At 61.7% G+C, this 24,247-nt stretch carries 22 protein-coding genes; 15 read left to right on the top strand and 7 right to left on the bottom strand.

From position 1 onward, the window contains the following. Window positions 1-59 precede the first annotated feature (59 nt). The 7 genes from CTR2_RS17725 (at window position 60) to CTR2_RS17695 (ending at window position 9,446) form a co-directional block, all read left to right on the top strand. Window positions 60-1,013: a branched-chain amino acid ABC transporter permease gene (locus CTR2_RS17725; protein ID WP_087082233.1), complete on the top strand. Its 954-nt coding sequence runs from the start codon at window positions 60-62 to the stop codon at window positions 1,011-1,013. Window positions 1,014-1,016: 3 nt separating this feature from the next. Continuing rightward, window positions 1,017-2,357: a branched-chain amino acid ABC transporter permease gene (locus CTR2_RS17720; RefSeq protein ID WP_087082235.1), complete on the top strand. Its 1,341-nt coding sequence runs from the start codon at window positions 1,017-1,019 to the stop codon at window positions 2,355-2,357. 3 nt (window positions 2,358-2,360) lie between these two features. Continuing rightward, complete coding sequence (locus CTR2_RS17715) at window positions 2,361-3,179, top strand: ABC transporter ATP-binding protein (protein ID WP_012838914.1); 819 nt, start codon at window positions 2,361-2,363, stop codon at window positions 3,177-3,179. A gap of 10 nt (window positions 3,180-3,189) precedes the next feature. Continuing rightward, window positions 3,190-3,885, top strand: a complete 696-nt coding sequence (locus CTR2_RS17710; protein ID WP_003069489.1) for an ABC transporter ATP-binding protein — start codon at window positions 3,190-3,192, stop codon at window positions 3,883-3,885. A gap of 242 nt (window positions 3,886-4,127) precedes the next feature. Further along, window positions 4,128-6,227 (top strand): 3-hydroxyacyl-CoA dehydrogenase NAD-binding domain-containing protein, encoded by a 2,100-nt coding sequence (locus CTR2_RS17705; RefSeq protein WP_087082237.1) that lies wholly within the window; start codon window positions 4,128-4,130, stop codon window positions 6,225-6,227. 45 nt (window positions 6,228-6,272) lie between these two features. Then, window positions 6,273-7,448, top strand: coding sequence for an acetyl-CoA C-acyltransferase (locus CTR2_RS17700; protein ID WP_003069486.1), 1,176 nt, complete (start codon window positions 6,273-6,275; stop codon window positions 7,446-7,448). Window positions 7,449-7,586: 138 nt separating this feature from the next. Further along, a complete protein-coding gene (locus tag CTR2_RS17695; RefSeq protein WP_087082239.1) occupies window positions 7,587-9,446 on the top strand; it encodes an acyl-CoA dehydrogenase in 1,860 nt (619 codons plus the stop codon). Window positions 9,447-9,507: 61 nt separating this feature from the next. Here the strand turns inward: CTR2_RS17695 and CTR2_RS17690 are convergent, their stop codons facing one another. Next, complete coding sequence (locus CTR2_RS17690) at window positions 9,508-10,539, bottom strand: patatin-like phospholipase family protein (protein WP_087084525.1); 1,032 nt, start codon at window positions 10,537-10,539, stop codon at window positions 9,508-9,510. Between the two features lie 275 nt (window positions 10,540-10,814). Here CTR2_RS17690 and CTR2_RS17685 point away from each other — a divergent pair, with 275 nt between their 5' ends. From CTR2_RS17685 to CTR2_RS17665, 5 genes are all read left to right on the top strand, one after another. Then, on the top strand, window positions 10,815-12,080 hold the full coding sequence (locus CTR2_RS17685) for an MFS transporter (RefSeq protein ID WP_087082241.1): 1,266 nt from the start codon (window positions 10,815-10,817) through the stop codon (window positions 12,078-12,080). 176 nt (window positions 12,081-12,256) lie between these two features. Next, window positions 12,257-12,766 (top strand): BON domain-containing protein, encoded by a 510-nt coding sequence (locus CTR2_RS17680; protein WP_003069479.1) that lies wholly within the window; start codon window positions 12,257-12,259, stop codon window positions 12,764-12,766. Between the two features lie 84 nt (window positions 12,767-12,850). Further along, a complete protein-coding gene (locus CTR2_RS17675; protein ID WP_087082243.1) occupies window positions 12,851-14,074 on the top strand; it encodes a PLP-dependent transferase in 1,224 nt (407 codons plus the stop codon). A gap of 223 nt (window positions 14,075-14,297) precedes the next feature. Continuing rightward, window positions 14,298-15,095 carry a DUF2189 domain-containing protein gene (locus CTR2_RS17670; protein WP_087082245.1) on the top strand — a complete coding sequence of 266 codons (798 nt, stop codon included), beginning with the start codon at window positions 14,298-14,300 and terminating at the stop codon, window positions 15,093-15,095. A gap of 20 nt (window positions 15,096-15,115) precedes the next feature. Further along, window positions 15,116-15,334: a hypothetical protein gene (locus CTR2_RS17665; RefSeq protein ID WP_087082247.1), complete on the top strand. Its 219-nt coding sequence runs from the start codon at window positions 15,116-15,118 to the stop codon at window positions 15,332-15,334. Between the two features lie 17 nt (window positions 15,335-15,351). On the opposite strand, the gene CTR2_RS17660 is transcribed toward CTR2_RS17665, so the two are convergent. Next, window positions 15,352-16,083 carry an arylesterase gene (locus CTR2_RS17660; RefSeq protein WP_087082249.1) on the bottom strand — a complete coding sequence of 244 codons (732 nt, stop codon included), beginning with the start codon at window positions 16,081-16,083 and terminating at the stop codon, window positions 15,352-15,354. Between CTR2_RS17660 and CTR2_RS17655 the strand changes: the two genes are divergently transcribed. Next, on the top strand, window positions 16,082-16,762 hold the full coding sequence (locus tag CTR2_RS17655; RefSeq protein WP_003069470.1) for an ABC transporter ATP-binding protein: 681 nt from the start codon (window positions 16,082-16,084) through the stop codon (window positions 16,760-16,762). The genes CTR2_RS17660 and CTR2_RS17655 overlap by 2 nt on opposite strands. 100 nt (window positions 16,763-16,862) lie before the next feature. On the opposite strand, the gene sstT is transcribed toward CTR2_RS17655, so the two are convergent. Continuing rightward, a complete protein-coding gene (gene sstT / locus CTR2_RS17650) occupies window positions 16,863-18,095 on the bottom strand; it encodes a serine/threonine transporter SstT (protein WP_003069469.1) in 1,233 nt (410 codons plus the stop codon). Window positions 18,096-18,400: 305 nt separating this feature from the next. Here sstT and rlmB point away from each other — a divergent pair, with 305 nt between their 5' ends. After that, the gene (rlmB, locus tag CTR2_RS17645) at window positions 18,401-19,171 is read left to right on the top strand and encodes a 23S rRNA (guanosine(2251)-2'-O)-methyltransferase RlmB (RefSeq protein ID WP_087082251.1); all 771 of its coding nucleotides are present in this window, start codon (window positions 18,401-18,403) and stop codon (window positions 19,169-19,171) included. An 85-nt stretch (window positions 19,172-19,256) separates the two neighbouring features. Here the strand turns inward: rlmB and CTR2_RS17640 are convergent, their stop codons facing one another. Then, window positions 19,257-21,197, bottom strand: a complete 1,941-nt coding sequence (locus CTR2_RS17640; protein WP_087082253.1) for a hybrid sensor histidine kinase/response regulator — start codon at window positions 21,195-21,197, stop codon at window positions 19,257-19,259. 91 nt (window positions 21,198-21,288) lie between these two features. On the opposite strand from CTR2_RS17640, the gene CTR2_RS17635 reads away from it, so the two are divergent. Then, window positions 21,289-22,062, top strand: a complete 774-nt coding sequence (locus tag CTR2_RS17635) for an SIR2 family NAD-dependent protein deacylase (protein ID WP_087082255.1) — start codon at window positions 21,289-21,291, stop codon at window positions 22,060-22,062. 90 nt (window positions 22,063-22,152) lie between these two features. Here CTR2_RS17635 and CTR2_RS17630 read toward each other — a convergent pair whose 3' ends face one another. From CTR2_RS17630 to CTR2_RS17620, 3 genes are all read right to left on the bottom strand, one after another. Further along, complete coding sequence (locus CTR2_RS17630; protein ID WP_087082257.1) at window positions 22,153-22,752, bottom strand: chromate transporter; 600 nt, start codon at window positions 22,750-22,752, stop codon at window positions 22,153-22,155. Then, window positions 22,749-23,330: a chromate transporter gene (locus CTR2_RS17625; protein ID WP_087082259.1), complete on the bottom strand. Its 582-nt coding sequence runs from the start codon at window positions 23,328-23,330 to the stop codon at window positions 22,749-22,751. The genes CTR2_RS17630 and CTR2_RS17625 overlap by 4 nt, the downstream gene beginning before the upstream one ends. Before the next feature lie 161 nt (window positions 23,331-23,491). Beyond that, window positions 23,492-24,139, bottom strand: coding sequence for a GntR family transcriptional regulator (locus CTR2_RS17620; RefSeq protein ID WP_087084526.1), 648 nt, complete (start codon window positions 24,137-24,139; stop codon window positions 23,492-23,494). Between the last annotated feature and the right edge of the window lie 108 nt (window positions 24,140-24,247).

The raw sequence follows: 24,247 nt of genomic DNA, 5'->3' as shown, positions 1-24,247 counted from the left end.
AACGCATAACAGGTGCAGTGCTGCCGCAGTCTTTTTGCTCATGAGAACAAGGCAAGTCGATGACGCCTGAATTTTTCACCATATCGATGCTCAACGGTGTGAGCTACGGGCTGCTGCTCTTCATGCTCAGCTCAGGCCTGACGCTGATCTTCAGCATGATGGGCGTGCTTAATTTCGCTCACACCAGTTTCTACATGCTGGGTGCGTACTTCGCATACACGCTCAGCGGCATCATCGGGTTCTGGCCCGCGCTCTTTCTCTGCCCCCTGCTGGTGGGCGTGCTGGGGGCGCTGTTCGAGCGCTACAGCCTGCGCCGCGTGCACAAATATGGTCATGTGCCCGAGTTGCTGGTGACTTTTGGCCTGTCCTATCTGATTCTCGAGGTGGTGCAGCTGGTATGGGGGCGGGGAACCGTGCCTTATGCGCTGCCGTCGGCGCTGCAGGGACCGCTGTTTACCTTGTATGGCACACAGTTCCCCAAGTCGCGCTCCTTTGTGATGCTGGTGGCGCTGCTGATGCTGGTGGCCGTCTGGCTGCTGCTGACGCGCACACGCATCGGCCTGGTGATTCAGGCCGCGCTCAAGAACCCCGAAATGGTGGAGGCGCTGGGCCACAACGTACCGCGTGTCTTCATGCTGGTGTTTGGCGGTGGCTGCGCGCTGGCCGGCCTGGCCGGCGTGATCGGCGGCAACACCTATGTGACCGAGCCAGCCATGGCTGCCTCCGTGGGCTCCATCATTTTCGTGGTGGTGGTGGTCGGCGGCATGGGTTCGCTGGCCGGGGCTTTCGTGGCCTCGCTGCTGATCGGTCTGGTGCAGACCTTTGCCGTGGCGCTGGACTGGTCTCTGGCCGGCCTGTTCACCTCCATGGGCCATCAGGTCAATGAGTCCACCTTCGGTTGGCCCGTGCTGCGGCTGACGCTGTCGCAGGTCGCGCCGATCCTGCCTTACCTGTTCCTGGTGCTGATTCTGATCTTCCGCCCCAAGGGCTTGCTGGGTACCAGAGGGGATTGAGCCATGTCTTCGATTGCAAAAACATCCATGAATTCTTCTGCTGCCGACAAAGCTCGGTCCCAGGGACATTACCGCTTCAAGCCCTTGAACATAGGGCGAATTCTGATCTGGGGCCTGTTTGCGCTGGCGCTGATCGTGGCACCGCTGATTTTCACCAGCTCGCTGGCTCTGACCATGCTCAGCCAGATCGGCTATCTGATCATCATCTGCCTGTCCTACAACATCCTGCTGGGGCAGGGCGGCATGCTGAGCTTCGGTCATGCGGTCTACACCGGCCTGGGGTCGTTCCTGGCCATTCATGCCATGAACAAGGCCGCTGCAGGCGAGATGGCCATTCCGCTGGTGCTGATTCCCATCGTGGGCGGCCTGGCGGGCATGTTCTTCGCCGCGATCTTCGGCTATGTGACGACCAAGAAATCCGGCACCACCTTTGCCATGATCACCATGGGACTGGGAGAGCTGGTGGCGTCCATGGCGCTGATGTTTCCCGAGTTCTTCGGCGGCGAGGGCGGCATCACAACGGACCGGGTCTACAGCAAGTTCTTCGGGCTGGATTTCGGCTCGGGCCTGCAGGTGTACTACCTGATTGCCGTGTATTGCTTTGTCTGCACGGCTGCCATGTTCGCCTTCACCGGCACACCGCTGGGGCGCATGCTGAACGCCGTGCGCGACAACCCCGAGCGTGTCGAGTTCGTGGGCTACAACACTCAACGCGTGCGCTACTTCGCTTTCATCATTGCAGGCTTTTTTGCCGGCATTGGTGGCGGGTTGACAGCCATCAATTTCGAGATCATCACGGCCATGGACAGCGTCAGCGTGGTGCGCTCGGGAGGCTATCTGCTGTTCACCTTCCTGGGCGGTGCCACCTTCTTCTTCGGCCCCATCATCGGTGCCGTACTGCTGGTGCTGGCATCGGTGCTGCTGTCCGAGCTGACCAAGGCCTGGCTGCTGTACCTGGGCCTGGTGTTCCTGCTCATGGTCATGTATGCCCCCGGCGGTGTGGCCAGCCTGATCATGATGAATCTGCGTGTGGCCAAGTTCGGGCATTTCAAGCGCCTGCTGATGCCCTATCTGGGCATTCTGGCGGCGGGCATAGTGACGGTGATCGGTGCAGCCTCGCTGATCGAGATGATCTATCACATGCAGCTCAATGCGGCTCTGGGCCCCAAGGTGCCGTTCATGGGAGCCGAGCTGGACACCAGTGCTGCTGCCACCTGGACCGTGGCGATCGTGGTGTTCGTGGTCGGCATGGGCCTGCTGGAGGGCGTGCGCCGACTGACGGCCCGTCGCTGGGGCCGGATACAGGAAGCGATCGAAGAAAGCATCAAGAAAGGGGAGGGCTGAACCATGTCCAGCATCGCCATCCATCAACCGGCTGCGCAAGCGGTGCAGCAGTCGGCTCATGCGCTGGAGCTGCGCGATCTGCGCAAGAGCTTCGGCAAGACAGAAATCATTCGCGGCGCCAATCTGGCGGTCAATGCGGGCGAGCGCGTCGCCATCATCGGCCCCAACGGTGCGGGTAAGAGCACGTTGTTCAATCTGATCAGCGGCCGCTTCGAGCCCAGCAGTGGCGAGGTGCTGCTGCACGGCCAGCGCATTGACGGAAAAAAGCCTTTCGAGATCAATCGCATGGGGCTGTCGCGCAGCTTTCAGATCACGAATATCTTTCCCAAGCTTTCGGTGTTTGAAAACCTGCGCTGCAGCGTGCTCTGGAGCCTGGGCTACCGCTACAGCTTCTGGCGTTTTCTCTCCAATCTGCACGATGCCAATGAACGTGCCAACGAGCTGATGGAGATGATCGGTTTGCACCGCAAGCGCGACACGCTCGCGGTGAACCTGACCTATGCCGAGCAGCGCGCTCTGGAGATCGGCATCACCATCGGCGGGGGTGCCAGCGTCATCCTGCTCGACGAACCTACGGCAGGCATGAGCAATAGCGAAACCGCGCATTTCATTCAGCTGATCAAGAAGGTCACCGAAGGCAAGACGCTGTTGACCGTGGAGCACGACATGGGCGTGGTCTTCGGACTCGCGGACAAGATTGCCGTGGTGGTCTATGGCGAGGTCATCGCCTATGACACTCCCGAAGCCGTGCGTGCCAATGCGCGGGTGCAGGAGGCCTACCTGGGCTCCTCCGTCGCCGATCAACAGGCCTCTGCGCATTGAAGGAGTCCCCATGCTAAAGATCAATGATTTGCACGCCTATTACGGCAAAAGCCATGTGCTGCATGGCGTGGACTTCGAGGTCCATGCCGGCGAGATCGTGGCCTTGCTGGGGCGTAACGGCTCGGGCCGCTCCACCACAGCCAAGGCCATCATGGGCCTGGTGCACTGGGAGGGGGCACTGGACTGGAAAGGCAAGAACCTGCATGGCAAAAAAGCCTACGAGGTGGCCCATCTGGGTATCGGTTATGTGCCGGAGAGCCGCGATGTCTTCCCCAATCTGACCGTGCATCAGAACCTGATGCTGGGGCAGAAAGGCAAGGGCAAAGGCAGTCGCTGGGGCTTCGACGATATGTATGCCATGTTTCCCCGCCTCAAGGAGCGTCAGCACACCGAGGCCGGTGTGATGTCGGGCGGCGAGCAGCAGATGCTCACGCTCTGCCGCACGCTGATGGGTGACCCGGATCTCATCATCATCGACGAACCCACGGAAGGGCTGGCACCCAAGATCGTGGAGCTGGTGGGCGAATACCTCAAGAAGATCAAGGATCGTGGCGTGTCCGTGCTGCTGATCGAGCAAAAGCTGACCATCGCCATGAATATCTCGGACCGGGCGCTGGTCATGGGTCATGGGCATATTGTTTTTGATGGAACTCCCGAAACCCTCAGGGCGAACGAAAAGGTTCGCAAGGAGTGGCTGGAGGTTTGAGCTGACACACCCCTTGAGCGGCTTTGCCGCTTCCCCCTCTCTCGCTTTGCGGGAGGGGGACGACATCCTTGCTGCGGGGCGGTGGGGTCGCCCAGGCCCTTGCTTGATGTCTCTGACATGAGGTGTGCTCATTCTGTGAGCTGTCTCGCTCAGGACAAGCATCAGTTGCGCAACGCAGCAAAATTCGGAAAATAAAAAACGCACGACCGTTCTTTTCTATTTATTGAACAGGGGACAACAGCATGACTGCTGAATACAAAGTGGACGGAGCCATCGCCGTCATTACCTTGAACAACCCGCCGGTCAACGGCCTGGGTCTGGCCACCAGACGAGGTGTGGTTGAGGGTTTGCGCCAGGCTCTGGCGGATGACGCCGTCAAGGCCATCGTCATTACCGGCGCCGGCAAGGCCTTCTCCGGCGGAGCCGATATCACCGAGTTCGGCAAGGAAGATGCCTACCGCGAGCCGCATCTGATTTCGGTCATCCAGCAACTGGACCTGTCGACCAAGCCTGTGATCGCCGCGATTCACAGCGTTTGCATGGGAGGCGGGCTGGAGCTGGCGCTGGGCTGTCATTACCGCATTGCGGCCCCCGGCACGGCCGTGGCGCTGCCCGAGGTTAAGCTGGGTCTTCTGCCAGGCGCCGGCGGCACCCAGCGCCTGCCGCGCGTACTGGGTGTGGAAACCGCACTCAACATGATTGTCAGCGGCGAGACCGTGATGAGCGAAATGCTGGCCATGCTGCTTGGCCAGAAGCTGTTCAGCAAGATGTCTGCTTCGGCCGAGACGCTGCTGGCCGAGGCCAAGGCCTTGGCGCTGGAGGTCGCCGATGTCCGCCCGCTGCCGCGTGTGCGCGACCTGTCCTGCAAGCATCCCCAGGGCGAGGCCTATTTCGAGTTTGCCGCCACCATGGTGCAGGGCATGTCCAAGAACTTCCCTGCGCCCCTGCGCTGCCTGGAAGCCGTCAAGAACGCCACGACCAAGAAGTTCGACGACGGCATGGTGGCCGAGCGCGAAGCCTTCATGCAGCTGATGATGACTCCCGAGTCGCGTTCGCTGCGCCATCTGTTCATGGCCGAACGTGCCGCCTCCAAGATCCCCGACGTGCTTGGCGATACACCGGTGCGCGAGATCCGCGCCGTGGGCGTGATCGGTGCCGGCACCATGGGCGGCGGCATTTCCATGAACTTCCTGAATGCGGGCATTCCCGTCACGATCCTGGAGACCAAGCAGGAAGCCCTGGATCGCGGCGTGGCGACCATTCGCAAGAACTACGAGGCCCAGGTCAAGAAGGGCAAGCTCTCCGAGCAGAAGTACGAGCAGCGCATGGGCCTGCTGTCCACCACGCTCAACTATGGCGATCTGAAGAATGCCGACCTCATCATCGAGGCCGTGTTCGAGGAGCTGGGCGTGAAGGAGCAGGTCTTCAAGCAGCTCGATGAAGTGGCCAAGCCCGGCGCGATTCTGGCATCCAACACTTCCACGCTCGATGTGGACAAGATCGCCGCCTTCACCAAGCGTCCGCAGGACGTGGTGGGCATGCATTTCTTCAGTCCCGCCAATGTGATGAAGCTGCTGGAAGTGGTGCGCGGCAAGGCCACGGCCAAGGATGTACTGGCCACGGTGATGAAGGTAGGAAAGAAGATCAAGAAGACGGCCGTGGTCTCGGGCGTCTGCGACGGCTTCATCGGCAACCGCATGATCGAGCAGTACTCCCGCCAGGCCGGCTTCCTGCTGGACGAAGGTGCATCGCCACAGCAGGTCGACAAGGCCATCGAGAAGTTCGGCTTTGCCATGGGTCCGTTCCGCATGGGCGATCTGGCGGGCAACGACATCGGCTGGGCGATTCGCAAGCGCCGCTATGTCGAAAAACCCGATATGAAGTACAGCGCCAGTGCGGACCGTCTGTGCGAGCTGGGCCGCTTCGGCCAGAAGACCGGTGCGGGCTGGTATGACTATGTGCCCGGCAAGCGCGATGCCATCCCTTCGGAGGTGGTGGCCAAGATGATCGACGAGCATCGCAAGAGCCTGGGTATCACGCCGCGCAAGATCTCCGACGAGGAAATCGTGCAGCGCCTGGTTTATGCGCTGGTCAACGAAGGCGCGCAGATTCTGGAGGACGGCATTGCTAGCAAGTCCGGCGATATCGACATGGTGTATCTGACCGGCTACGGCTTTCCTCTGTGGCGCGGCGGCCCCATGCACTATGCGGGCGAAGTCGGCCTGTTCAACGTGGTTCAGGCCATGGGCCGCTTTGCCCAGAACCCCAACGACGATGCCAAGTTCTGGCAGCCCGCGCCGCTGCTGGCCAAGTTGGCCGCCGAAGGCAAGCAGTTCAGCTAGGCGCGGACGATCTGCCACGAAAAACCCAGAATCAAAGGACAGAACATGACATCCGCAGTGATTGTTTCTACCGCGCGCACTCCGCTGGCCAAGAGCTGGAAGGGCGCTTTCAACATGACTTATGGCCCCACCCTGGGCGCCCACGCCGTCAAGGCGGCTGTGGAGCGCGCCGGCATTGAGGGTGCCGAGGTCGAGGACGTGATCATGGGCATGTCCCTGCCCGAGGGCACGACCGGCGGCAACGTCGCCCGTCTGATCGCCATGCGTGCAGGTCTGCCGGTCACGACATCGGGCCTGACCATCAACCGCTTCTGCTCCTCGGGCCTGCAGGCGATTGCGCTGGCTGCCCAGCGCATCATCGCGGGCGAGAACGATGTGCTGGTGGCGGGCGGCCTGGAGAGCATCTCCTGCGTGCAGCCTCACCTGAATCCGCACATGGCTTTCGATCCCGAGCTGACGGCCATGAAGCCCGAGATCTACTGGAGCATGCTGCAGACTGCCGAGCAGGTGGCCAAGCGCTACAACATCAGCCGCGATGCCCAGGATGAGTATGGCGCTTCCAGCCAGCAGAAAGCGGCTGCGGCACAGGCGGCCGGCCTGTTCGAAGCGGAAATCGCCCCCATGAAGACCGTCATGGGCGTGGCCGACAAGGTGCGCGGTCTGATCACCAAGGAGGTGACCGTCAGCAAGGACGAGGGCATCCGTGAGGGTACGACCAAGGAAGGCATCAGCGGCCTGCGCAGCGCGCTGCCCGGCGGCGTGATCACGGCCGGCAATGCGAGCCAGTTCTCCGACGGGGCAGGCGCCTGCGCCGTGGTCAGCGAGGAATACGCCTCGCGCAAGGGCCTCAAGCCCCTGGGCCGTTTCCTCGGCTTTGCCGTGGCCGGCTGCGAGCCCGACGAAATGGGCATCGGCCCCATCTACGCCATTCCCAAGGTGCTCAAGAAGCTGGGTCTGTCGATCAACGATATCGACCTGTGGGAGCTCAATGAAGCCTTTGCCGTGCAGGTCATCTACTGCCGCGACAAGCTGGGCATTCCGGCCGACAGGCTCAACGTCAACGGCGGCGCGATTGCCGTGGGGCACCCCTATGGTGTATCGGGCCAGCGCCTGACGGGTCATGCACTGATAGAAGGCAAGCGCCGTGGCGCCAAGCGCGTCTGCGTGACCATGTGCATCGGCGGCGGCATGGGCGCGGCAGGCGTGTTTGAAGTCCTGTAAGCAGGGCTTGGTCAAGCCGTCTTCTGGCCACCTTGGGGTGGGAGCAGGAGGCGGCTTTTTTTCTCCTCTGGATATGTGAAATTGATAGCTTCAAGCGCTTTATCCATAAGCGATGAAGCCTGTTTTGATGGGTAATCTATGCGCCTGCGTTCCACCATTGACTTTCTGCTCTACGACTGGCTGCAGGCCGAAGGCCTGACCAGCCGTTCGCGCTTTGCCGATCATTCGCGTGATACTTTTGATGCGGTGATGGATACCTGCGAGCGCATCGCGCGCGAGAAATACGCGCCCTTCAACCGCACGGTGGACTTGCAGGAGCCGCAGTTCGATGGCGAGAAGGTCATCCTGCCTCAATGCACCTATGAAGCCCGCGAAGCCTATGCCGAATCGGGCATGCTCAGCGCGGCCCAGGACTACGAGATGGGCGGCATGCAGCTGCCCTATACCGTGGAGGCTGCGGCCAACTGCTTTTTCGCAGCGGCTTCGATCAGCATTGGCTCGAACATGCTGACCTCGGGCAATGCCAACGCCATCATGGCCCATGGCACCGAGCGGCAGAAAAAAGTCTTTGCCGCCAACGAGTTCAACGGCCGTTGGGCGGGCACCATGGCCTTGTCCGAGCCGCAGGCGGGCTCCTCGCTGTCGGATATCGCCACGCGCGCCGAGCCCGATGGCGTCGAGCATGAGAGTGACGCGCTGGGGCCGCGCTATCGCCTCAAGGGCAACAAGATGTGGATCAGCTCGGGCGACCACGAAATGACCGAGAACATCGTGCACCTGGTGCTGGCCAAGATTCCCGGCGCCGATGGCAAGACCATTGCCGGCGTGAAGGGAATTTCGCTGTTCATCGTGCCCAAGAAGCTGGTCGATGCCGAGGGGCGGCTGACCGGAGAGCGCAACGACGTGGCCCTGGCGGGCCTCAACCACAAGCTGGGCTGGCGCGGCACGACCAATACCTTGCTCAATTTCGGCGAAGGCAAATACCCGGTGCGCGGTCAGCATGGCGGAGGCCTGGACGGGCGCGGCGCGGGTGCGATCGGCTATCTGGTCGGCAAGCCCGGCGAGGGCCTCAAATGCATGTTCCACATGATGAACGAGGCGCGCATCTCCATCGGCATGGCGGCCTCCATGCTGGGCATGGCGGGCTACCACGCCAGTCTCGAATATGCGCAAAGCCGTCCACAGGGCAGGCCCATAGGCGAGGGGGGCAAGGATGCGAGCAAGCCGCAGTCGCGCATCATCGAACATGCCGACGTCAAACGCATGCTGCTGGCGCAAAAGGCCTATTGCGAAGGTGCGCTGGCCTTGAACCTGCTGTGCGCCAGATTGGTGGACGAACAGTACACGGGCGAAGCACAGCAGGCGGCAGAAGCCAGGCTGCTGCTGGAGGTGCTGACGCCGGTGGCCAAGAGCTGGCCCAGCGAGTTCTGCCTGGAGGCCAATTCGCTGGCGATCCAGATCCATGGCGGCTATGGTTATACGCGCGATTTCGCGGTCGAGCAGTACTGGCGCGACAACCGCCTGAACATGATTCACGAGGGCACTCATGGCATCCAGGCCATGGATCTACTGGGCCGCAAGGTCGTCATGGATGGCGGCAAGGGCCTGCAGCTGCTGGCTGCACGCATCAACGTCACCATCCAGCGAGCCATGCAGCATGAGAAGCTGGGCACCTATGCCAATCAACTGGCGCGTGCGCTGGCTGATGTAGGCGCCGCCACCAAGGCGGCCTGGGCGAGCGGCAACCCCCAGGAGGCCTTGGCCAATGCCGTGCCCTATATGCAGGCCTTCGGTCATCTGGTGCTGGCCTGGATCTGGCTGGATGTGGCGCTGGCCGTACTGACCATGGACAAAGATCTGGCGATTGCCGCCCACCGCGGCAGCATGGCGGCGCAGCGCTACTTCTTCCATTACGAGTTGCCGCGCATCGGCGCCTGGCTGCAGGTGGTCAAGGCGCGCGACATGACCTGTGCCGGGCTGGAGGAAGAGGCGTTCTGAGCCTCGCAGCGCTGCAAAAAAGGCCCGCTGATGCGGGCCTTTCTCATGGAGCAGGTTCAGCTCAGGGCTTTTCGCAGTTGCCGCTCATACCCACCATGCCGGACAGCTTTTGAAGGCTGGAGCGCTGTTTCAGGCAGTCCTGATAGCTGGCTTCGGCGGCCTTTTGCTGCGCTACCTGAGTGGCCTTGGCGCGTTCGGCGCGCAACTGGGCGATGCGTTCGCGAATCTGCGGCATCAGTGCAGTGGCGGCCTTCTCGCCTTCCACAATCGCATGGCTGCGCTGCGCGAAGTCGGCCGGGCCGATGTCCAGCACCTTGGGACGAATGATGATGTCGGCTCGCGCCAGCTCGGCCTGGCCCAGCTTCTGGCCCATGATGGCAATCGACTGATTGAGCGCTCCCAGCATATTGGCCGGGGTCTTGCCGCTGGCCTTGTTGGAGATGTCCACGGCGATCACGATGTCCGCACCCAGATTGCGCACGGCATCCACCGGCACGGGGCTGACAATGCCGCCGTCCACATAGTGGTACTTGCCGATGGTGACGGGCTGGAACACGCCCGGCACGCTGCTGGAGGCGCGTACGGCCTGGCCCACGTTGCCGCGTGCAAACACCGTGCGTTCACCGTCCTCCAGGCGCGTGGAGATGGCGACAAAGGGCTTGGCCATCTGCTCCAGCGGTTTGCGGTGGACTTGTTCATTCACATAGTCCTCAAGCTTCTGGCCCAGTACCAGACCGCCAGCGGACAGTTGCAGGTCGCGGATCTTGGCTTCGTCCAGCGCCACGGCTTTTTCCTGCAGCTCAAAGGCGTTCATGCCGCTTGCATAGAGCGCACCCACCACGCTGCCGGCGCTGGTGCCGGCCACGAATGAGGGCGTGAGGCCGTTGGCCTCGAGCATCTTGATGACGCCGATGTGGGCAAAGCCCTTGGCCGCACCGCCGCCCAGCGCCAGGCCGATCTTGATCGGGGGGGCTGATGTAGTTGCGGTGGGCGGCTCGGGTGTCGCTGCGGGGCTGGGGGGATTGCTGCCGCAGGCGGCAAGGCCAAGCAGACTCAAACAGACCAAGGGGCGCAAAAAAGCATTCAGGCGCATGCCGGGAAATCCTGCTGTCATTAGGGCGCAAAGTATAGCGACGGGTGTTTGATGCGTTGGCATACTGGTTTTGATCGTCAAAAAGCATAGCTTCCTGTGCTTGATGGCAAATAGTTTGGGGCATGTATCCTTTGTTTGGCCTATGCGTGCCGATGCGGCTGTGCAGACAATGTTCTCATCACAAGCAAGTGGCTGGCCCGCTCTGACGGCGCGACAGGACGAACGCCTGTGCGCTCTGTCCCTGTCGCAGGTCCGGCACGATCAAGAGGCAGCAAATGTCGCAAAGCAATACATGGCAGGCCGGCGCCACAACGGCACAGGCCTCGGTCTGGTGGGTGGGCTTCGGCCTGGTGGTGGGAGTGCTGGGGGCAGCGCTGATCAGTCCGCTTTATGCGCTCTATCAGCAAGCCTGGCAGTTGCGGCCCAGCGATATCTCGCTGATCTATGTGCTCTATATGTGCGGTGGCCTGTGCGCTCTGCTGTTTCTGGGGCGCCTGCCTGACCGCATCGGCTTTCAGCGCGTGATGCAGTGCTTTCTGTGTCTCACGCTGGCGGGCACCCTGATCTCCATGCTGGCCTGGAATCTGCCCAGCCTGATCGTCGGGCGTTTCATGGTGGGAGTGTCATCAAGCCTCATCACCATCAGCGCCACCACGGGCCTGACACTGCTGGCGGCCAGCGGAAGCACCCATCTACAGCCTCAGCGGGTGGCCATGGTGGCCAGCTTTCTCAATGTGCTGGGCTTTGGTCTGGGACCCTTGATCGGTGGTGTGGCGGGGCAGTGGCTGCCTCAGCCCTTGACGACGGCCTATCTGGTGCCGCTGGTGCTGGGCTGCATCGGTGTGGCGGGCGTTGTCGCGCTCAAGCTGCCGGAGTCGGTGCGGCGGGATCCGGGCCAACTGGGGCAGGCCCAGGGCCGCCTGCACTGGCGGGACTGTCTGCCGCGGCTGACCTGGCCTGTGCGCGAGGATTCCCTGGCCTTTGCACTGACCTGCGGCTACCCGTTCGTGGCGTTTGGCGTATTCGGGCTGTATGCCTCCATGGCGCCGCTGTTTCTGCAGCAGATGATTCCCTGGAGCGGCCCTGTGGTCAGCGGTACGGCCATTGCGGTGATTTTGCTCGTCTCTGCAGGCATTCAGCTGGTGGCTGCCAGCCTGCCGCTGCACCGCTGCGGTTTTGCCGGCATGGCGCTGCTGGTGCTCAGCAACGGCATGCTGTTGCTGAATCTGCAACTGCGATCAACGCTGCTGTTCATCGTGGGCGTGTGTTTGACGGCACTGGGGCATGGCATGTGCATGCTGGCCGGCATGACCATGGTGGGCCGTCTTGCCAGGCCCGACAACCGGGCAGGTATGTTGTCTACCTATCAGACCATCGGTTTGCTGGGCTCCATGCTGCCCATGATGGCAGTGGGCTGGATTGCAGACCACTGGAGCGTCCAGCTGGCCGTGAGCCTGTTTGCCTGCTTTGTGATGCTGTTGGCTACCCTGCTGGGCTTGGCATTTGCACGCCATCCTCGCATGCAAGGGGTTGCGGATTAGCGCATGGCTTGCATAGAGTTTCTGTAAATCACAGAAGAAAACATTTATTAATCAAATGTCACAAATTCGGACAAATTTGTCCTACAGGGATGCGGGAAAAGTTCGTATCCGAGCCAAAATGGTGGTTCGTTACAGTTGACCGTCATGTTTTTGCAAGCATTAAGGGAGAAATCGATATGACCACTATGTTCAAGCGTTCCGCTCAAGTTCTGGCCATTACCGCCTTGGCCTTTGGCTTGGCTGCCTGCGGCAAGTCCGACGACAACAAGACCGCTGGCCAGAAGCTCGATTCCGCCATTTCCCAGACCGAGAAGGCTGCGGAAAATGCTGGCAGCAAGATTGAAGAAGGTACGGCCAAGGCCGGCGATGCAGCTGCCGATGCATTGGCCAAGGCTGGTGAAGCTACTGGTGCCGCCATGGAAAAGGCTGGCAACAAGATGGAGGAAGGCGCTGCCAAGGCGGGTGCTGCCCTCGATGACGCTGGCATCACCGCTGCCGTCAAGACCGATTTGATCAAGGCTCCGGAAATCAGCGCTCTGCAGATCAATGTGGACACCAAGGGCGGCGCAGTGACCCTGACCGGCACCGTGCCCAGCGAAGCCGTCAAGACCCAGGCCGGCGAGATCGCCAAGGCTGCCAAGGGCGTGACCTCGGTCAACAACAATCTGACCGTGAAGGCTGGCTGATACCTTTCGGCCTGCATCTCGCATGAAGCCAGAGCGCGTAAGCCCTCTGGCTTTTTTGTGCTCGCATGGCACTAAGATCAGGGCATGACCCAAGCCGACCACAAGCTTTCCACCCATCTGATTCACCATCCCTACAAGGCTCCGACGGACTTCGAAGGCCCGCAGCCGGCCGTGCACAAGGCGTCGACCGTGTACTTCGAGAACGTGCAGGCCATGCGCGAGCGCCGTTGGCTGGACAAGAGCAGCTACACCTACGGTCTGCATGGCACGCCCACGACCTACACCCTGGAAGAGCGTCTGGCATCGCTGGAGGGCGGTCTGCAATGCCTGCTGGTACCCAGCGGCCTGGCCGCGATTGCCACGGTGTCGCTGGCGCTGCTCAGGACGGGTGACGAGGTGCTGGTGCCCGATAACGTATACGGTCCCAACAAGACGCTGACCGAGGGCGAGCTGGCCCATTTCGGCATTCGCCATCAGTATTACGACCCCATGTGTGTCGAAGACCTGGCAGCCAAGATCACGCCGGCCACCAAGCTGGTCTGGCTGGAGGCTCCTGGCTCGGTAACCATGGAGTTTCCCGATCTCGTCGAGCAGGTGCGCCTGTGCCGAGCCAGGGGTGTGACCATGGTGTTGGACAACACCTGGGGCGCGGGTCTGGCTTTCCGTCCCTTCGACCTGCTGGGCGATGGCAGCCTGGGCGTCGATGTCACGGTCCATGCCCTGACCAAATACCCCAGCGGCGGCGGCGATGTGCTGATGGGCAGCATCATCACGCGCAACCAGCCACTGCATATGCGTATCAAGCTCGCGCACATGCGCCTGGGCCTGGGGGTGAGCGGCAACGACGCCGAAGCCGTGCTGCGCAGCCTGCCCAGCATCGGTCTGCGCTATCACGCACAGGATCGCTCGGCACGCCAGCTGGCGCAGTGGCTGGCCGCCCAGAGTGCCGTGGCGCAGGTCTTGCACCCCGCCATGCCTGACGCCCCGGGCCATGCTTGCTGGAAACAGCTGTGCGGACAAGGCCAGAGCCAGGATGGCGTGGCTGCCGGTTTGTTCAGCGTGGTTATCGACGAGCGCTTCGATCAGGCGGCCGTGGATCGCTTCTGCGACAGCCTGCGCCTGTTCAAGCTGGGCTACAGCTGGGGCGGGCCGGTGAGCCTGGTCGTGCCCTACGAGTTGCCCGAGATGCGCAGCCGTGCCACACCCCATATCAAGGCAGGGACCGTGGTGCGCTTTGCCATCGGCCTCGAAGATACTAGCGATCTGCAGGCCGATCTGGCCCAGGCCCTGCACAAGGCCTTTGGTTGAAGCTATTTACATAGGAGCTAGCAGCGATTGTTGAGAAGCGATTCCAATGCTTTTATTGACTGAAGTCAATAAAAGCTGGGCGCTATAAGCTCTTGTTTTAATAGTGAAAACGCGGGGGCTGGCATGCGGGCTTTCCGCAATGCAGATTCGAGGTTGAGCGGGTAACTTGTTCCTGTCAGCGGCCGCCACCGAGGTGCGGCACGGGCGACAAGGAGGGTCTCGCATGCAAGCTTCCCCTGTTTCCGAAGTCAAGGCCGAGTCCGGCAATCTGCAGATTCTGCAATTGCGCTGGAGCGAGCCTTGGCAATGGCTGCTGCTGGGCCTGAGCGATGTGCGTCGCGCACCCTTCATTGCGCTGTTCTACGGCCTGTGTTTCTGGGGCATGGCACGTCTGATGGCCTGGGTGTTTCGCTCCAGCCCCGAATATCTGATGTCCATGGCCAGCGGCTGTCTGCTGGTCGGCCCCTTCCTGGCCATGGGTCTGTACTACGTCAGCAAGCAGCTGGAGCAGGGCAAGCCCGTTCTGCTGTCGGAGTCGTTGACCTGCTGGGACAAGCATCTGGCCAGCATGGGCATGCTGGTCATGGTGCTGATGGTGCTGGAGATGCTCTGGGGGCGCGCCGCCATGGTGGTGTTCGCCATTTCGTTCGATACCGGCATGCCCAGTACGGCAACCCTGCTGCAGACCCTGCTGCGGCCCGAGAACTGGGAGTTCCTGCTGGGCTACACCGCGGTTGGCGGGATATTTGCTGCCTTGGTGTTTGCCAGCATGGTGGTTTCACTGCCCGCCATTCTCGATCTGGATACCGATGCGCTGACGGCCTGCATTACCAGCATGCGCGTGGTGGGCGCCAACACGGGCGTGATGCTGCTGTGGGGGCTGATCATCACCGTGTTGATCGCGGCCTCGCTGCTGTTCTACAGTGTGGGTCTGATTGTCATCGGGCCGCTGCTGGGCTGTGCCAGCTGGCATGCCTATAAGGCCAGCGTCCGCGCCGAAAGCAAGGAGATCGCTGCCTGAGGCGCAATGAGGGGGATGCCATGGAGTTCTGGAACTGGTTGAAAAAAGTCTTCTCGCCTCAGTCCGGCGTGCCGGGGCGCAGCGCTGATTCGCAGCTGGCCTGGACTTCGGCAAGCAGCCGTGAAGACGGCAGCGACGTCTTCAACGACAGCTATTTTTGTGGCTCGGGCAGTGGCGAAGGTGTCTGCAGCTCGGACAGCGGTGACTCCGGCGGCGATGGCGGAGGTAGCGGCGACTGAGGCCGCGCGGCCGCCGTTTATTTCAGCAAAGGCCTGAGCTTGGGCCAGACGTTGGCCAGCATCTGTGGCTGAGCCTGGGCATTGGGGTGAATGCGGTCGCTCTGAAACCATCGCTCGGCGTCCGCAGCATCGCCGATGCCCGACAGCAGAAACGGCACCAGCGGCAGCTTTTGCGCGTCGGCAATGCTCCTGAACATATCGGCAAACTGCTCGGTATATGCCGCTCCATAGTTGGGAGGTACCTGCATGCCCACCAGCAGCACCTGGGCCCCGGCCTCCCTGGCGGCCTTGATCATGACTTCCAGATTCTGCTGCGTGCTCTGCAGCGCCAGGCCGCGCAATGCATCGTTGCCGCCCAGCTCCAGAATCAAGATGCCCGGCTCATGCTGCCGGAGCAGCGATGCCAGGCGCGCTCTGCCGCCGGCCGTGGTCTCGCCGCTGATGCTGGCATTGACCACCTTGCGCGGATTCTTTTCGTCATTCATGCGCTGCTGAAGCAACTGCACCCAGCCCTTGCCGCGCGTCAGGCCGTATTCGGCGCTCAGAGAATCGCCAAGCACCAGCACCGGGCCGGGTTTCGCGCCGGGAGCGGCCTTGGCCGGCTCCTTGTTCCTGGCGGGCGATGAGGCCACTGCCGCACCGCAAGCCCCTGAAATGGCGAGCGTCAGAGCAACAGCGATACAGTGACGGCGCTGCAGTGCAAAGTGCTGGCTGCGACTCTTGACGTTTTTGCTATCCAATTGATTCATGTCCACAACTCTTGCCATTCCTTTGATTGCCGTTGAGCAGCTGTCCAAATCGGTGAGCGATTCCACAGGCGTGCTGGATATTTTGCGGGATATCAATCTGAGTTTCACTGCCGGCGAAACCGTTGCCATTGTGGGTGCCTCCGGCTCGGGTAAAAGCACTTTGCTGTCGATTCTGGCCGGCCTCGATACCCCCAGTCGCGGCACGGTCCGCCTGCTGGGCCAGGATCTGTTTGCACTCAGCGAGGACGACCGGGCTGCGGTGCGGGCACAGAAGATGGGCTTTGTCTTCCAGAGCTTTCAGTTGCTGGGCAATCTCACGGCGCTGGAAAACGTCATGCTGCCGCTGGAGCTGGCGGGTCAGCGCGATGCGAGAGCACGGGCTTCGCAGATGCTGGAGCGCGTGGGCCTGGGCCAGCGTCTCAATCACTATCCCAGGCTGATGTCGGGCGGCGAGCAGCAGCGAGTGGCCCTGGCGCGTGCTTTTGTGGTGGAGCCGGCCGTGCTGCTGGCCGACGAGCCCACCGGCAGCCTGGACTTCGCCACGGGCCAGACCATCATGGAGCTGATGTTTGCGCTCAACCGCGAGCGCGGCACGACTCTGATCCTGGTTACGCATGACCGCGAGATTGCGGCGCAATGTGATCGAAGCATCACCATAGAAGCCGGGCGCTCTGTCTGAAAAACCAAAAGGCCTGTGTGATCACAGGCCTTTTTGGAGATCTGGCGCTCATCAAATAAGCGCTTGCAGCTATTAAATCCGTGGATTCTGAGTTCAAGCCTCAGATGCGCGCGACTTCCAGTCCAGCCCTGCGCTCTGCGGCGCGGCAGGCGGCTGCGGTAAACAGCACGTCGGTCGAGGAATTGAGGGCTGTCTCGGTCGAATCCTGAATCACGCCGATCACATAGCCGACACCTACCACCTGCATTGCCACATCGTTGGGGATGTTGAACAGGCTGCAGGCCAGCGGAATCAGCAGCAGCGAGCCACCGGGTACGCCCGAGGCACCGCAGGCACAGACCGCAGAGACCACGCACAGCAGTATGGCAGTGGGAATGTCCACCGAGATATTGAGCGTATGGGCAGCGGCCAGTGTCAGCACGCTGATGGTGACGGCAGCGCCGGCCATATTGATGGTGGCGCCCAGCGGGATGGAGATGCTGTAGGTGTTCTCGTCGAGCCTGAGTTTCTGGGCTAGGGCCAGATTGACGGGAATGTTGGCTCCCGAGCTGCGCGTGAAGAAGGCGGTCACTGCGCTTTCGCGCAGGCAGGTCAGCACCAGCGGGTAGGGATTGCGGCGAGTCTGTGTCCAGACAATGACTGGGTTGATCACCAGTGCCACAAACACCATGCAGCCGACCAGCACGGCCAGCAGATGGGCGTAGTCCTTGAGTGCTTCCAGCCCGCCGGAGGAGAAGGTGGCGACCACCAGGCCGAAGATGCCGAAGGGGGCCAGACGGATCACGCCTTGAATCACGCGGGTGATGGCATGGCCAAAGTCCTCCACCATGGTGCGGGTGGTGGGTGTGGCGTGGCGTAGTGCCAGGCCCAGCGCGATAGCCCAGGCAAGAATGCCGATGTAGTTGGCGTTCAGCAATGCATTGACGGGGTTGTCGAACAGGCTTTGGACGACGGTGCTCAGCACCTGGCTGATCTCGCCGGGCACGCTCTGGACTTTGGGCGCTTCACGAAAGTGAATCACCGAGGGAAAGAGCGCGCTGGCTGCAACGGCCACGCAGGCCGCCGCCAGCGTGCCGATGACATACAGCCAGAGCACGGGCTTGATTTGCGTTTCCTGGCCGGGGCGGTGGCTGCTGACGGCCGCCATGACCAGCAGCAGCACCAGAACCGGAGCGACAGCCTTGAGCGCGGCAATGAACAAGCTGCCCAACAGGGAAACCGACTGGGCGGCGGCCGGCCATAGCCAGGCTACCAGTCCGCCCAGAATCAGGGCAATCAGAATCTGCAGCACCAGGCTGCTGCGGTTGAACCAATCGAGCAAGGCGTTGAGCATGCTGGGTATTCGTTATGGGATTGGAGGGGGATGCAAACACGTAAGCCTCCTCATGCCGGACATGAAGAGGCTATATGCGTGAATGCAGGGGCAACAGGCTCGAGCCTGTTGTCAGTCGTTCTGGGTGGCAGTGGAGCTTCATGTAAAGACTCGCACTCGGAAAAAGCTATGCTGGTGCTGCTTGATGAGCCGGCGCCTTGCCCGTTGGGGGCGCAGTGTAGCGGCAATGGAAAACCTCAGCTGCCAGCCCAGACATGGCCCTGCGAGTCTCAGGTCTGCCGTAAACGCCGGGATAATGTGGCCCCATGTCGTCCCCCAAAGTTCTTTTCGGCTTTCACGCCGTAGGCGTGCGTCTGAAGACCGCCCCCCAATCCATCATTGAAGTCTATTTCGAGGCTTCGCGTCGCGATGCGCGCATGCGCCAGTTTCTGGATCGTGCCAAGGAGGCCGGTGTGCGTCTGATCGAGGCGGATGCCCTGCGCATTGCCAAGCTGGCTGGCTCTCACGGCCATCAGGGCGTGGCTGCGCGCGTGGAAGAAGTCAAGGACACACGTACGCTCGACGAGTTGCTCGACGACCTGGAGGAGGAGGGGGTGAAAGCTCCGCTGCTGCTGGTGCTCGACGGTGTGACCGATCCGCACAACCTGGGGGCCTGCCTGCGTGTAGCCGACGGTGCCGGCGTGCATGCCGTGATCGCCCCCAAGGACCATGCGGCCGGCATCAATGCCACCGTGGCCAAGGTGGCCAGCGGTGCGGCCGAGACCGTGCCTTACTTTATGGTCACCAATCTGGCCCGCACGCTCAAGGAACTCAAGGAGCGCGGCATCTGGATCATCGGTACCAGCGGCGATGCCGACAAACATCTCTACCAGATGGATCTGACCGGACCGACGGCACTGGTGCTGGGGGCCGAGGGCGATGGCATGCGCCAGCTTACCCGCAAGACCTGCGATGCGCTGGTCAGCATTCCCATGCAGGGCGCGGTGGAGAGCCTGAATGTGTCCGTGGCCAGCGGTGTGTGTCTTTATGAGGCATTGCGCCAGCGCCTGGCCGCAGCCGTTGCGATCAAGGCCTGAGCCGGCTGGCCCTGCTACTGAAAAGAAAGCAAGGCGTGGCAGCGAAAGCAGCCGCGCCTTTTTTGTGGGCCCGGCCGAACCGTTCTCAGACGGCCGGCAGATCGGCTGGCGTCGTGCAGTCCGGATGCAGCATGCGCTGTACGGTGCGTGCCAGCTCGCCAATCTCCATGGGCTTGTTCAGCACCACATAGCGGCATTCCTGAGCATGCGGCACTTCGGCCTCTTCGCTGCTGGTCATGAGGATGAGCGGAATGAGAACATGCTCACGGGCCAGCTTTTCCTGCATTTTTGCGATGCTCAAGGCGCCGGAAAACTCATCGGCGGCAATGATGAGATCCACCTTCATGCCGCTGTTGATATAGCGCAGCGCGACTTCGGGTAGATAGGCGGTCACGACCTGATAACCAAGTCCGTAGAGCACCTGGGCCATGGCATTGCGCGTGGCCAGATCGGGCTCAATGAGCAAAATCGTTTCCTGCCGGCCCGCCGGGGCCGAGGCTTGCGGGCTCTGCGGCACGACCGGTTGTGCGCGCGGAAAGTACAGGCTCACGATGGTGCCCAGGCCTGGGGTGCTTTCCACCTCGATCAGACCCTGGACATGGTCCATGAAGTTCTTGACCATGGGCAGACCCAGGCCCGCGCCCTTGCCTTCGGGCTTGGTGGTGAAGAACATGTCGAAGATGCGGGCCTTGATCTCTTCACTCATGCCCATGCCGTTGTCGGCCACGCTGATCATTACGTAGTCACCCGCATGGCTGGCGCGCTTGAGCAGCACGTTCTCTGCGGTCAGCGTGATCTGGCCGTGTTCTTCGGTGGCATCACGCGCATTGATGCAGAGATTGATCAGTGAGTTCTCGAAATACAGCTTGTCCACGCTGATGGGCCAGATGCTGGACGCCATGTGCAGCTGCAGTTCAGCGTTGTGGCCGACGGCCTTGCTCAGCAGAGGCTCCAGATCCTGCACCAGTGCACGGGGGTCGGCAGCGGCCAGCTGCATGGATTTGCGACTGCTGAACCCGGTCAGATGCGATGCCAGGCTGCCCGCTTTCTGAATGGTGTTGAGTATCACATCCACATGTTCGAGCTGCTCGGGCTCACCCAGCTGCTTTTCCAGCATGCCGGCATGCAGGCCGGTGATGAAAAGCAGGTTCTTCATGTCATGCGCGACACCGGCAGACAACTGGTTCACCATGCCCATTTTCTGGGCCTGGGCGAGGTAGGTTTCGGCCTGATCCAGCGCCTGCTGCTTGAGTCTCAGCTGGTGGCTCAGCGTGGTGATCTGGTCGCGCAGCTGATTCTCGGATTGCCGGAGGCTGTCTATGCCCAGGTTGGCACCGACCCAGTAGAGAATCCTGCCCTGCGCATTCTTGACGGGAGACAGCGACGAAAAAAACCAGTGGAACTGTCCGTCATGGCGCTTGATGCGCAGCCGGTATCCCGTCGGCTTTTCGGTGATCAGGGCGCGCGACAGACCTGTGTTGACGGTCGCCAGATCGTCGGGATGCACGATATCAATCCAGATGCCTTCGCGCAGGCTCAGGGGGCGTACTTCACGGTAGGCGTATTCATGCAGGGCCCGGTTGAGCCAGGTCACCTCTCCATGGGGTGTTGCAATCCAGACCTGGTAGGGCAGGTGGTCCAGAAAGTCCTCAAAGCGGTTGACATGCCCCAGCCCGAGTTCGTCATCGGGTTCACGAAACGAGGTTTCGGTCGGCAATACATAGCATTGCACCGCTTCTGCCGTGCCATTGCCCTGAATCGGTGAAAAATGCCAGAGCCCGGGGTGATCGGGCAAGTTTGCGGTCGCTTCCAGGCCTGTCTCCATGCACTGCCTGATAGCCAGCCTGGCTGTTTCCAGAATCTCGCGTTCGGGAATGCCGGGTGCCTGGTGACTGGGCTGCAGAAGGCGCTGCAATGCAGGATTGGCAAAGCGCAGTTCCAATGTTTGGACATCAACAAGACCCCATGCCAATGCTGCAGGCGTCATGGCTTGCTGAAGTGCGAACAATTGGCCCGATTCGTTCATATGCTGGTGTGGTGCAATATCAGGCAAAGAAGAAGCTCCGCAGAGGAATTCAAGTATTCCACGTTGCAACTAGATTTTTGAGGTTATAGCCTTGGTTCAAGCACTTATTGACAATTCTTCGACGTCCTTGGGTGCGATTGCCTGCGTGCGTCGCTGGCTGGGCGAGGCGCAGCGACTGGCCGTGCTAACCGGGGCCGGTGTCAGCGCCGAGTCGGGAGTGCCCACTTTCAGGGAGGATGCAGACGGGTATTGGTCCCAGTTCAAGCCCGAGGAAATGGCCAGCGAGGCGGGGTACCGCCGCGATCCGGCTCATGTCTGGCGCTGGTACGAGCACCGACGTGCGCTGGTTGCCAAGGTGACCCCCAATGAGGGGCATCTGGCGCTGGCGCGTTGGGCAAGGCAGCATCCCGGTCGAATGACACTCATCACGCAGAACGTGGATGGCCTGCACCAGCAGGCGGGCAGTGAAGATGTGCTGAGCCTGCATGGGGAGCTGAGCAGGAATCGCTGGCTGAATCGCCGCTGTGCGTCCTGCGACATGGAGCAGGTTGTTCCGGGCGAGCCGCCTCATTGCGCCGCCTGCGGCAATCTGCTGCGGCCTGCCGTCGTGTGGTTTGGCGAGTCTCTGCCCGGCCAGACCTGGGCCAGGGCGGAGCAGGCGGCAGAGCAATGTCAGCTGATGCTGGTGATCGGCACGTCGGGCGCCGTCTACCCGGCAGCAGGTTTGGCCAAGATCGCCAGGCGCAACCGGGCGCGCGTGGTCATCATCAACCCGCATGCCAGCGAGCTGGACTCGGTGGCCGACCAGATGATCGCCATGCCATCGGCACAGGTGCTGCCCTTGCTGCTGGCAAGTCCCGCGTAGGCCAGCATTGGATTGCTAGCGGCTGTCTCAGTAAGGAGACTGCTTTGGCAGTTGACGCCGATCTTCCAACCCCGGGGGGCGGTACTGCGTTTACACCCAGCCCAGTGCCCCCAGCGCCGCGCCGGCAGCCAGCAGCCACAGCAGATGAATGCGTGTGCGCCATACCAGCAATGTGCATGCAAGGCTCAGCAGCCATAGCTTCCAGTCCTTGCCCGGGTTGCCGCTGGCGCTGCCCAGCAGCCAGCCTGTCGCCAGCAGCAGGCCAATCACCAGCGGAGCCATGCCTTGCTTGAAGGCGCGCACGCCGCGTTTGTCCCGGTTGCGCTGACCCCAGCGCGAGGCCTGCCAGGTCAGCAGCGAGCTGGGCAGCAAAATGCCCACCATGCTCACCGCAACACCCAGTGCTCCCAGTCCCCAAGCCACCGGGCCGGCGCCGCCTCCCGCATTCAGACCCACGTTCCAGCCCAGCAGGGCGATGAACAACACATTGGGGCCGGGGGCGGCCTGGGCAATGGCGATGGAACTGGTGAACTGGGTTTCCGACAGCCAGCGATTGCCGTCGACCAGATAGCGGTGCATATCGGGCGCAGCAGTGATGGCTCCACCCACGGCCATCAGCGACAGCGTCAGGAAATAGGCAAAAAGATGCAGCCAGTCCATGGTCTGCAGCTCGATCGTCAGCGTGCTCATGCCAGCCTCCGGTAGGTCAGCACGCAGCCTGTTGCGCCCACCAGCAGCAAGGCCCAGAACAGCGGCAGGCGCAGCACGGCCACCAGCACAAAGGCGGCGATGGCCAGCCCTGCGCAATACCACTTGCCCAGCGGGTGCTTGCGCAGTGTGCCAGCCAGCTTCAGGCCCATGCCGGCCACCAGCCCTGCCGCCACGGCGCCCATGCCGCGCAGTGCTCCGGCGACGGCCGGGTTGGCCGCGAACTGGGTATAGAGCAGGGTGAGGCTGATGACCGCCAGCATGGGAAACGTCAGCATTCCGCACAACCCCACGACGGCACCGCGCCAGCCGAAGTAGCGTTCGCCCAGCATGATGGACAGATTCACCACATTGGGGCCGGGCATGATCTGCGCCACGGCCCAGTCTTCGATGAATTCTTCGTTGCTCAACCACTGGCGCTTTTCCACCAACTCGCGCTGGACCACGGCCAGTACGCCGCCAAAGCCCTGCAAGGCCAGAAAGGTCAGCGACCAGAAAAGCTCGCGCAGATCGCGTGGGCGAGGGCGCGAGATGGCGGTTGGGGCAGGGGTGGTGCTCATAAGTGCCCCGGGGGCGGATGTCGGGTGATCGGGCGGTGCCGCTCATGCTAACCCTGTAGATCGATACTCCGCGCGGCCAAGCCATCTTCAGTGGAGACAGGGGCATCTGTTGCGCAGATGGCGCAAGCCAGGGTCATATCAAAGAGTGACTGCCTAGCTGCCTAGATGTCGCCCAGAATTTCTTCGAGATCTGCTCCGTCTGCATCGGCCTCCAGACGCAGGCTGCCCTGAATGTGATCAAGGTGCTTGAGCATCAATTGTTCGGCCTGCTCGCTGTTGCCTGCAATGATGGCGTCGACAACGGCTTCATGTTCGTCCACCAGGCAGCAGGTATTGACGGCAGACTCGTAGAGAGAAATGGTCAGGCAGGTCAGCGTTGACAGCTCACGCATGCTGCGAAGCAGTGCAGAGTTGCCCGCGAGTTCGGCCAGCAGCACGTGGAACTCGCCTGATAGGCGGACGGTGGCGCGTTTGTCCGCATTTTTTCTAGCGTCTCGCTCGGCCTTGAGGTGGGCCTGGAGTCTGCGAATCTTGGTATTGTCGACATGTTTGACCAGGCGCTGTACCACACCTGGTTCGATCAGGCGGCGCGCTTCAAACACATCCAAGGCCTGATCAATGCTCGGCTTGGCGACAAAAGCACCGCGTTGGGGGAAAAGCTCCACCATCTGCTCGCGGGCCATGCGGGCCAGAACCTCACGAACCCGGGCGCGGCTGGTGTTGAAGATGCTGGCTAGCCTGTCTTCTCCCAGCTTGGTGCCCGGTAGCAAACGATGTTCATGGATGGCAGTCGCAATGCGCGAAGCCATTTCATCTACGGTGATTTCGGAGCGGGAGGCGCTGTTTCGATTGTTCACTTTAAAAGCCGTTTTTGTCGACATGTGGGTGAATTCTAGTATCGGCTGGCAAGCCTCCCG

This window comes from Comamonas thiooxydans, from assembly GCF_002157685.2.
GTDB classification, from domain to species: domain Bacteria; phylum Pseudomonadota; class Gammaproteobacteria; order Burkholderiales; family Burkholderiaceae_C; genus Comamonas; species Comamonas testosteroni_H.
The sequence above is the reverse complement of the archived record's forward strand: the minus strand, read 5'-3'. Positions and strand labels throughout refer to the sequence as shown.

Bases quoted from the DNA above. Each gene is read 5' to 3' on its own strand.
- CTR2_RS17630 (WP_087082257.1), bottom strand. From the start codon at position 22,752: ATGAGCACGCTGACGATCGAGCTGCAGACCATGGACTGGCTGCATCTT.
- CTR2_RS17695 (WP_087082239.1), top strand. From the start codon at position 7,587: ATGCGCCTGCGTTCCACCATTGACTTTCTGCTCTACGACTGGCTGCAG.
- rlmB (WP_087082251.1), top strand. From the start codon at position 18,401: ATGTCGTCCCCCAAAGTTCTTTTCGGCTTTCACGCCGTAGGCGTGCGT.
- CTR2_RS17660 (WP_087082249.1), bottom strand. From the start codon at position 16,083: ATGAATCAATTGGATAGCAAAAACGTCAAGAGTCGCAGCCAGCACTTT.
- CTR2_RS17675 (WP_087082243.1), top strand. From the start codon at position 12,851: ATGACCCAAGCCGACCACAAGCTTTCCACCCATCTGATTCACCATCCC.
- CTR2_RS17685 (WP_087082241.1), top strand. From the start codon at position 10,815: ATGTCGCAAAGCAATACATGGCAGGCCGGCGCCACAACGGCACAGGCC.
- CTR2_RS17670 (WP_087082245.1), top strand. From the start codon at position 14,298: ATGCAAGCTTCCCCTGTTTCCGAAGTCAAGGCCGAGTCCGGCAATCTG.
- CTR2_RS17720 (WP_087082235.1), top strand. From the start codon at position 1,017: ATGTCTTCGATTGCAAAAACATCCATGAATTCTTCTGCTGCCGACAAA.
- CTR2_RS17700 (WP_003069486.1), top strand. From the start codon at position 6,273: ATGACATCCGCAGTGATTGTTTCTACCGCGCGCACTCCGCTGGCCAAG.
- CTR2_RS17665 (WP_087082247.1), top strand. From the start codon at position 15,116: ATGGAGTTCTGGAACTGGTTGAAAAAAGTCTTCTCGCCTCAGTCCGGC.
- CTR2_RS17710 (WP_003069489.1), top strand. From the start codon at position 3,190: ATGCTAAAGATCAATGATTTGCACGCCTATTACGGCAAAAGCCATGTG.
- CTR2_RS17655 (WP_003069470.1), top strand. From the start codon at position 16,082: ATGTCCACAACTCTTGCCATTCCTTTGATTGCCGTTGAGCAGCTGTCC.
- CTR2_RS17625 (WP_087082259.1), bottom strand. From the start codon at position 23,330: ATGAGCACCACCCCTGCCCCAACCGCCATCTCGCGCCCTCGCCCACGC.
- CTR2_RS17640 (WP_087082253.1), bottom strand. From the start codon at position 21,197: ATGAACGAATCGGGCCAATTGTTCGCACTTCAGCAAGCCATGACGCCT.
- sstT (WP_003069469.1), bottom strand. From the start codon at position 18,095: ATGCTCAACGCCTTGCTCGATTGGTTCAACCGCAGCAGCCTGGTGCTG.
- CTR2_RS17680 (WP_003069479.1), top strand. From the start codon at position 12,257: ATGACCACTATGTTCAAGCGTTCCGCTCAAGTTCTGGCCATTACCGCC.
- CTR2_RS17705 (WP_087082237.1), top strand. From the start codon at position 4,128: ATGACTGCTGAATACAAAGTGGACGGAGCCATCGCCGTCATTACCTTG.
- CTR2_RS17725 (WP_087082233.1), top strand. From the start codon at position 60: ATGACGCCTGAATTTTTCACCATATCGATGCTCAACGGTGTGAGCTAC.
- CTR2_RS17715 (WP_012838914.1), top strand. From the start codon at position 2,361: ATGTCCAGCATCGCCATCCATCAACCGGCTGCGCAAGCGGTGCAGCAG.
- CTR2_RS17620 (WP_087084526.1), bottom strand. From the start codon at position 24,139: ATGGCTTCGCGCATTGCGACTGCCATCCATGAACATCGTTTGCTACCG.
- CTR2_RS17690 (WP_087084525.1), bottom strand. From the start codon at position 10,539: ATGCGCCTGAATGCTTTTTTGCGCCCCTTGGTCTGTTTGAGTCTGCTT.